At 70.4% G+C, this 2252-nt stretch carries 2 protein-coding genes and 1 pseudogene; all 3 read left to right on the forward strand.

What is annotated here, in order from left to right:
- A pseudogene (locus ACH107_RS32135) lies at window positions 1–433 on the forward strand (glycosyl transferase family 25); the annotation flags it as partial.
- Window positions 426–1289 (forward strand): alpha-1,2-fucosyltransferase, encoded by an 864-nt coding sequence (locus ACH107_RS32140; protein WP_412509679.1) that lies wholly within the window; start codon window positions 426–428, stop codon window positions 1287–1289. The pseudogene ACH107_RS32135 and the gene ACH107_RS32140, both read left to right, overlap by 8 nt.
- A gap of 60 nt (window positions 1290–1349) precedes the next feature.
- Window positions 1350–2252 (forward strand): serine/threonine protein kinase (locus ACH107_RS32145; RefSeq protein ID WP_412509680.1); only part of this gene is annotated, 903 nt, incomplete at its 3' end.

Below are 2252 nucleotides of genomic sequence, written 5' to 3' on the forward strand. Positions count from 1 at the left end.
GCTGGCCCGCGCGCATGTCGGCCGGCTGGGCTACATCCAGTTCCAGACGCGCGACTGCACCGGCAAACAGGCCCCGATCGACGCGGCGGGGCCCTGCCGGCTCGTCGTGCCCGAGATCGGCGGGCTGCGCACGACCGCGCAGATGGTCGGCAAACGGGCGGCGGCGCACCTTCTGGCACTCAGCGAAACCATCGACCGGCCCGTCGACACCTTCGTGCAAAGCCACTGGCACACCGGGCTGCGCCCGGCGGCCATCACGCCCTCGGGGGTCAGCGATATTGCCGACCGGCTCGACGGCTCCACCATCCAGGGCGGCGGCAACCGCCTGTCGGAGAAACTCCGGCGCGAACTGCGGCGGGCCCGCTACCGCCGCGCCGTCGCCCGCCACGCGCGCCACAGCGCGGCGCCCGTGAAAGGCGGCTTCGATGGCTGAACGCCGGATCTACTCGCGGCTCTTCGGCGGGGCGGGTAACCAGCTTTTCCAGTACGCGGCCGGCCGCGCACTGGCCGATCACCTGCGCTGCGAGCTGGTGCTGGATTCGCGCTACGTGGCCGGATCGCGCGATCGCGGCGACTGCTTCGCCCATTTCGAAAACGCCCGGTTCACGCGCGACGCCCCCCTGCCGCCCGCCAAGTCCGACGGCTGGATGCGCTACGGGCTCTGGCGGCTCTTCGGGCGGCGCCCGCGCTTTCACCGCGAACCCCGTCTCGGATTCGATCGCGGCTTTTTCTCCCTGCCGCCGGACACCTACCTGCACGGCTACTGGCAGTCCGAGAGATATTTCTCCCACATGGCCGACCGGCTGCGCGCCGACCTTGCCTTCACTACGCCGCTCGACACCGCCAATGCCGAGATGGCGGCGCGGATCGCGCAGGCCGATACGCCGGTCGCGGTCCATGTCCGGCGCGGCGATTACCTCGCGGCCGGGGCCTATGCCGCCTGCCCGCCCGACTATTACACGCGCGCCGCCGCCCGGCTGGCCGAAGTCACGCGCCGCCCGCTGACTTGCTTCGTCTTCTCCAACGATCCGGACTGGGCGCGCGACAGTCTCGACCTCGGGCACGAGATGATCGTGGTCGACATCAACGACGAGCGCACGGGCCATTTCGACCTGCATCTGCAAACGCTGTGCGCGCACAACATCATCGCCAATTCCACCTTTTCGTGGTGGGGGGCATGGCTCAATGACAGCCCGGCCAAGCAGGTCGTCGCGCCAAGGCACTGGTTCGCCGAGGGCGGCAAGCTGTCCAACCCCGACATCTACCCCGAAAGCTGGCTCTGGCTGTGACGGGCGCGCCCCGCGCGACAGACCTTCCCCCCGTGGCGCAAACCCGCTAGGACACGGCCCATGCCGATCACCCCGGATATCGCCGCCGCGCCCTTCGTGGCCGAAACCGTGCACAAGCGCGACATCTTTTCCGAAACCGTCTCGGGCCATCTCGACGGGGTCGCGGATTTCCCCGTCGTCCTGCGCAAGCTGGACGGCGTGCCGCTTTATGCCAAACCCGTCGCGTGGGGCCTTGCCCGCAAGGAAATCAACGGCCTGCGCGCGGTGCAGGGGATCGACGGGTGCCCGCTGCTGGTGCGGGTCGACAAGACCGGCCTGCTGCGCAGCTGGACGAAGGGCACGCCGCTGCACCTGGCCCGGCCCGCCGATCCGGCATGGTACCGCGACGCGCGGCGCCTCCTGCGCGAGATGCGCCGCGCCGGTGTCACCCACAACGACATCGCCAAGCCCCAGAACTGGCTGATGACCCCCGAGGGCCGCGCGGCGGTCATCGACTTCCAGCTGGCCAGCACCCACCGGCGGCGCGGGCGGCTGTTCCGCACCATGGCGCGCGAGGACCTGCGCCACCTGCTGAAACAGAAACGCGCCTACGCGCCGCATCTGCTGACCCCGGCCGAGAAAAAGATGCTGGCGCGCAAGGCACTGCCGTCGCGGATATGGATGGCCACCGGCAAACGGCTCTACAATTTCATCACGCGGCGGCTGATGAACTGGTCCGACGGCGAGGGCACCGAGGATCGCATCGCGCGTGACGGCCCCGCCCTGCGCGCCGCGCTGACGGCCCATCCGCAGGTCGGCGACATCGCGCTTTGCACCTATGCCCGCCCGGCCAAGGGCGTCGGGCTCTACGTGTTCGCCGAAACCACGCTGGACGCCGACACCCTGCGCGGTCTGGCGACGGACCCGGCGCCGGACCTGCTGCAGCCCGTGGCGGCGCTGCCGCGCCACGCGGACGGCACGCCG

The organism is Roseovarius halophilus (ex Wu et al. 2025) (assembly GCF_047086965.1).